Here is a 4,862-nt window from a genome sequence, read left to right on the forward strand (position 1 = left end):
GAGGCGGGTGGACCGCCCATGGGGGCGCGGATCCTGGTCTGGCAGGGGCACCGCGCCGGGACGCTGGGCGACCCGGCGCTGGACGCGCGAGCCGCGGAGCTGGCGGAGGCGCTGCTCCGCGGCGAGGGGCGCGACCGCCCCGTGGCCCTGGAGACGGAGCGCGGACGCTGCACGCTCTACCTGGAGGCGCACCGTCCGCCGCCGGAGCTGGTGATCGTGGGGGCGGGGCACATCGCGCGGCCGCTCTGCCGGGTGGGCGCCATGCTCGGCTTCCGGGTACGGGTGCTGGACGACCGCCCGGAGTTCGCCACGCGGGAGCGCTTCCCGGAGGCCGAGGAGGTCCGCCGCGCCGACTTCTCCGATCCGTTCCGGGGGGTCGCCGTGGGCCCCGGCAGCTACCTGGTGCTGGTGACGCGGGGGCACAAGTACGACTTCGACGCCCTCCACGACCTGCTCCGCCGCCCGGACCTCCCCGCCTACGTGGGGATGGTGGGGAGCCGCCGCCGCGTCCGCGCCGCGCTGGAGCTGCTGCGGCGCGAGGGGATCCCCCGGGAGCGGCTGCTCCGGGTGCACGCCCCGATCGGGCTGGACGTCGGCGCGGAGACGCCGGAGGAGATCGCCGTCTCCATCGCCGCGGAGATCGTGCAGGTGCGGCGCGGGGGGAGCGGCGTCCCGCTCCGGGACCGCGAGCGGGTGGTGGAGCGCTGGGTCACCGGCGCCGTGGAGGAAGGGGGAGCGTAGCGCCGGAGGGCGTGCGGCCCGCACGCAACACGGGGTTCATGTACAGCACGTGCATCTTCTGCTCCGCCCCGCTGGGGAGCAACGAGGCGGTGGAGGAGTTCCCGGTCGGGAAGCGCCTGGCGTTCGACGCCTGGAAGGGGCGGCTCTGGGCGGTCTGTCCGAAGTGCTCCCGCTGGAACCTGGCGCCCATCGAGGAGCGCTGGGAGGCCACGGAAACGGCCGAGAAGCTGTTCCGCGACGCGCGGCTCCGGGCGCAGTCCGAGAACGTGGGGCTGGCGAAGCTCCCGGACGGCACCCGCCTCATCCGCATCGGCGAGGCGCTCCCCGGCGAGCTGGCCGCGTGGCGCTACGGGGACCAGCTCGTGCGGCGCCGTCGGCGCTACCTGCTGGCCGCGGGGATCCTGGGGGTCGCGGGGGTGGCGTACGGCGGCCTCGCCATCGCCGGGGCGCTGGGCGGGGGCGCGGGCGCCGTCAACCTGGTGAACCTGGCCTGGCAGCACCGCAGGGCGCGCCGCTTCGTGCACCGGCTCCCCGCGGAGGAGTCGCCCACCGGGAAGCCGCTCCCGCTGCGACGCCACCACCTCAACGGCGCCCGCGCGGCCACGGGGGAGGACGGGGAGATCGCCCTGCACCTCCCGTACGCCCTGGAGCCCACGCGCGTGCGCCGGGACGACGGCCGGGCGGTGTGGCTCCCCGCCCGCTCCGTGGTCCTCACGGGCCCCGCGGCACGGAACGTCCTGGGGCGGGCGATGGTGGACGCCAACGCCGGCGGCGCCTCCCGGAAGCACCTGGGCCGGGCGCTGGACCTGCTCTCCGGCCCCGGCGGCGCGGAGGGATACCTGCGGCAGGCGGCGGGGGGCGACAGGTCGCTCGGCGTCCCCTACGTGCCGACGCTCGCTTCGGGGACGAGCTGGCAGCGCTTCGTGGGGACCTTCCGCGGCGAGGCGGTCCCGGCCGCGCTGCCGCGCCCCGCCGGCGCGTACGGGACGCCGTGGTGGACCGCGAAGGCCCGCGCGGACCGGCTCTCCCGCCCCGAGGCGCTGGCGCTGGAGATGGCGCTGCACGAGGAAACGGAGCGGCGCGCGCTGGAGGGCGAGCTGGCCGCGCTGGAGGCGGCCTGGCGCGAGGCGGAGGAGATCGCCGCCATCGCCGACGCCCTCCCCGACGACCCCCTGGACCGGTTGAAGGGCGCATGACCGAAAGCGAAGCGGTGTTCGCCGCCGCCGCGGAAGCGGCCCGCGAGGGGCGCCCGGCGGTGCTCGCCACCATCGTCCGCTGCAAGGGCTCCACCCCGCGCGGGGTGGGGAGCCGGATGCTGGTGGACCCGGAGCGGGGGCTCACCGGCACGGTGGGCGGCGGGTGCGGAGAGGCCGCGGTGATCGAGGCCGCGCGGGAGGTGTCGGCCACCGGCGCGCCGCGCCTGGTCCGGGTGGACCTCACCGAGGACCTGCTCTCCTGGAGCCCCGCCGTGTGCGGGGGCGTGTTCGACGTGTTCCTGGAACGCATCTGACCGGTGACGGAGCCCCGTCGCCGTCGTCCTTTCCCCGGCACCCCCGCGATGAACCCCGTGGCCGTCCCCTCCGCTCCGTCCCGCACCCGCCGCGCTCCGGCCGCCGCCTGGAGCCGCTACACCGAGTACCTGCGCCGTCCCCCGCTCCTGGTGGTGGAGTGGGCGGACGACGAGACCGAGGCGCGCGGCTGGCTCGTGATCAACTCCTTCCGCGGGGGCGCGGCGGGCGGCGGGACGCGGATGCGGCGCGGGCTCACCCGCCGGGAGGTGACGTACCTGGCGAAGACGATGGAGCTGAAGTTCGCCCTGTCCGGGCCCTTCATCGGCGGCGCCAAGTCCGGGATCGACTTCGACCCCACGGACCCGCGCCGCGAGGGGGTGCTCCGCCGCTGGTTCCGCGCCGTCGCCCCCTACCTTCGCCACTGCTACGGCACCGGCGGCGACCTCAACGTGGACCAGGTGCGCGACGTGATCCCCTGCCTGGCCGAGCTGGAGATCTCGCACCCGCAGGAGGGGATCGTGCGCGGGCACCGCGGCTCCGGGCCGGACGACCTCGCCGCGATCCTGGAGACGCTGACGCGGGGGCTGGAGGCGCCGGTCTGCGGCGAGCTGGGGATCCCGGGCCGCCCCCTCCCCCTGGCCGACCTGGTGACCGGTTACGGGGTGGCGCGCTCCATCCTCCACCAGTACGCGCTGCAGGGGCGCCCGATCCGGGGTGCGCGGGTGCTGGTGGAGGGGTTCGGGGCGGTAGGCGCCCCCTGCGCGCTGTACCTGGCGCAGGCGGGGGCGCGGGTGGTGGGGATCTCCGACCGGGAGAAGGCGCTCCTGGCACCGGAGGGGATGGGGGCGGAGGAGGTCGAGGCGCTCCTCCGCGCCCGCGACGACGACAAGCTCCTCCCCCGCGAGGACCCGCGCTGCACCCCGGACCGCGCGCGCCTGGGCGAGGTCCCGGCCGACGTCTTCGTGGCCGCGGCGGTCTCCGGCTCCCTGGACGAGGCCGCGCTGGAGCGGCTGGCCGGGCAGGGGGTGGAGATGATCGCCTGCGGGGCCAACCAGCCCTTCCGCGAGGCGGGGCTGGGCTCCACCCGCGTGCAGCGCGCCGCCGACCGGCGCTTCACGGTGGTGCCGGACGTGATCTCCAACTGCGGGATGGCCCGCGCCTACAGCTACCTGATGGAGGAGGGCGCGGACCCCGCCACCGCCTCCGTCTTCCGCGCCGTGGACGCCACCATCGCCGAAGCGCTCCGGGAGGTCTCGGAGCGCGCCGGCGGACGCCCCACCGGCCTTCTCGGCGCCACCTGGGGGCTCGCCCTGGACCGCGTCGCCCTTCGCCAGTCCCTTTAACGCAGCACGGCAGCAGATGATCGCAGCACGATCCACCCTCTCTCCCGACCAGATCGGCGAGATCCGCGACGAGCTCCTCCGCACGCTGACGCGGCTGGAGCGGAGCATGAAGATCAGCGGGGAAGCGGCCCGCCCGGTCGAGCTGGAGCAGGACACCGTCGGCCGCCTGTCGCGGATCGACGCCATCCAGAACCAGGGCCTCGCCCAGAACCTGCAGGCGCGCGAGCGGGCGCAGCTCGCCTGCATCCTGGACGCCCTGCGGCGCATCGAGGAGGGGAGCTACGGCGCGTGCAGCGCGTGCGGCGGGGCCATCCGCTTCGAGCGCCTCCTCGTCTTCCCCGAGACCCGGACCTGCGCCGCCTGCGCCACGGGCTGCTGAGCACGCCGCCCGGGTCGGCCGCCGCGGGGGTCTCCACCCCCTTGGCGGCCGGGGCGCCGGTGCGCCATCTTTACGGAATGCGATATCTGGTCTCGTCCTGGATCTGGGTCACCAACTCGCTGGTCGCCCTGCTTTGGGTCCCCTGGCTCGCGCTGGTGTGGATCGCGACGGCGCCGTTCGACCCCGGACGCTACGTCGTGGGCCGCTGGTTCCGGCGGGCGGCGGTGACGGCCGTGGCGCTGAACCCGCTGTGGAAGTTCCGCACCTCCGGCGTCCGGATCCGCGACCCGCGGCGGCCGTACGTGGCGGTCTCAAACCACGAGTCCATCGCGGACATCTTCCTGATCTCGCACCTCCCCTGGGAGATGAAGTGGCTCTCCAAGGAGTCCATCTTCAAGCTCCCCTTCATGGGGTGGATGATGCGGATGGCGGGGGACGTCCCGGTGCGGCGCGGAGAGCGGGCGAGCCGCGCGGAGGCGCTGGAGGAGTGCCGCGACCGGCTGCGGAAGCGGGTGTCGGTGATGATCTTCCCGGAGGGGACGCGCTCCCGCACCCGGGAGATGCTCCCCTTCAAGGACGGCGCCTTCCGCCTGGCGGTGGAGACCGGCGCCCCCATCCTCCCCATCGCGGTGGCGGGGACGCGCCACGCCCTCCCCAAGGGCTCCATGCTCTTCCGCCGCGCCACGGCCGAGGCACGCGTGCTGGAGCCGATTCCCACCGAGGGGCTGACGCTGGACGACGTGCCGGCGCTGCGCGAGCGGGTGCGCGCCATGATCCAGGAGGCGCGCGACCACCTCTTCCGCGAGCTGGAGGCGGAGTCGCGGCCGCTCTCTCTTCGGGAAGGGTAGCGAGGGACTTCGAGGGTGGACGGGCGCGGGGGGGGGGGGG

At 75.5% G+C, this 4,862-nt stretch carries 6 protein-coding genes; all 6 read left to right on the forward strand.

Annotated features, from left to right (window positions below; translation table 11 throughout):
- On the forward strand, positions 1-741 hold a 741-nt coding region (locus VGR37_01235), incomplete at its 5' end, for an XdhC family protein (protein ID HEV2146019.1).
- An 11-nt stretch (positions 742-752) separates the two neighbouring features.
- The gene (locus VGR37_01240) at positions 753-1,937 is read left to right on the forward strand and encodes a hypothetical protein (GenBank protein HEV2146020.1); all 1,185 of its coding nucleotides are present in this window, start codon (positions 753-755) and stop codon (positions 1,935-1,937) included.
- On the forward strand, positions 1,934-2,251 hold the full coding sequence (locus tag VGR37_01245) for an XdhC family protein (protein HEV2146021.1): 318 nt from the start codon (positions 1,934-1,936) through the stop codon (positions 2,249-2,251). The genes VGR37_01240 and VGR37_01245 overlap by 4 nt, the downstream gene beginning before the upstream one ends.
- Positions 2,252-2,299: 48 nt before the next feature.
- Positions 2,300-3,595, forward strand: coding sequence for a Glu/Leu/Phe/Val dehydrogenase dimerization domain-containing protein (locus VGR37_01250; GenBank protein ID HEV2146022.1), 1,296 nt, complete (start codon positions 2,300-2,302; stop codon positions 3,593-3,595).
- A 16-nt stretch (positions 3,596-3,611) separates the two neighbouring features.
- Positions 3,612-3,974 (forward strand): TraR/DksA C4-type zinc finger protein, encoded by a 363-nt coding sequence (locus VGR37_01255; protein HEV2146023.1) that lies wholly within the window; start codon positions 3,612-3,614, stop codon positions 3,972-3,974.
- Positions 3,975-4,051: 77 nt separating this feature from the next.
- Positions 4,052-4,822 (forward strand): lysophospholipid acyltransferase family protein, encoded by a 771-nt coding sequence (locus tag VGR37_01260; protein ID HEV2146024.1) that lies wholly within the window; start codon positions 4,052-4,054, stop codon positions 4,820-4,822.
- The last annotated feature ends 40 nt before the right edge of the window (positions 4,823-4,862 follow it).

This window comes from Longimicrobiaceae bacterium (genome assembly GCA_035936415.1).
In the GTDB taxonomy this organism is placed as follows: Bacteria; Gemmatimonadota; Gemmatimonadetes; order Longimicrobiales; family Longimicrobiaceae; genus JAFAYN01.

Bases quoted from the DNA above. Each gene is read 5' to 3' on its own strand.
- VGR37_01250 (HEV2146022.1), top strand. From the start codon at position 2,300: ATGAACCCCGTGGCCGTCCCCTCCGCTCCGTCCCGCACCCGCCGCGCT.
- VGR37_01255 (HEV2146023.1), top strand. From the start codon at position 3,612: ATGATCGCAGCACGATCCACCCTCTCTCCCGACCAGATCGGCGAGATC.
- VGR37_01245 (HEV2146021.1), top strand. From the start codon at position 1,934: ATGACCGAAAGCGAAGCGGTGTTCGCCGCCGCCGCGGAAGCGGCCCGC.
- VGR37_01260 (HEV2146024.1), top strand. From the start codon at position 4,052: ATGCGATATCTGGTCTCGTCCTGGATCTGGGTCACCAACTCGCTGGTC.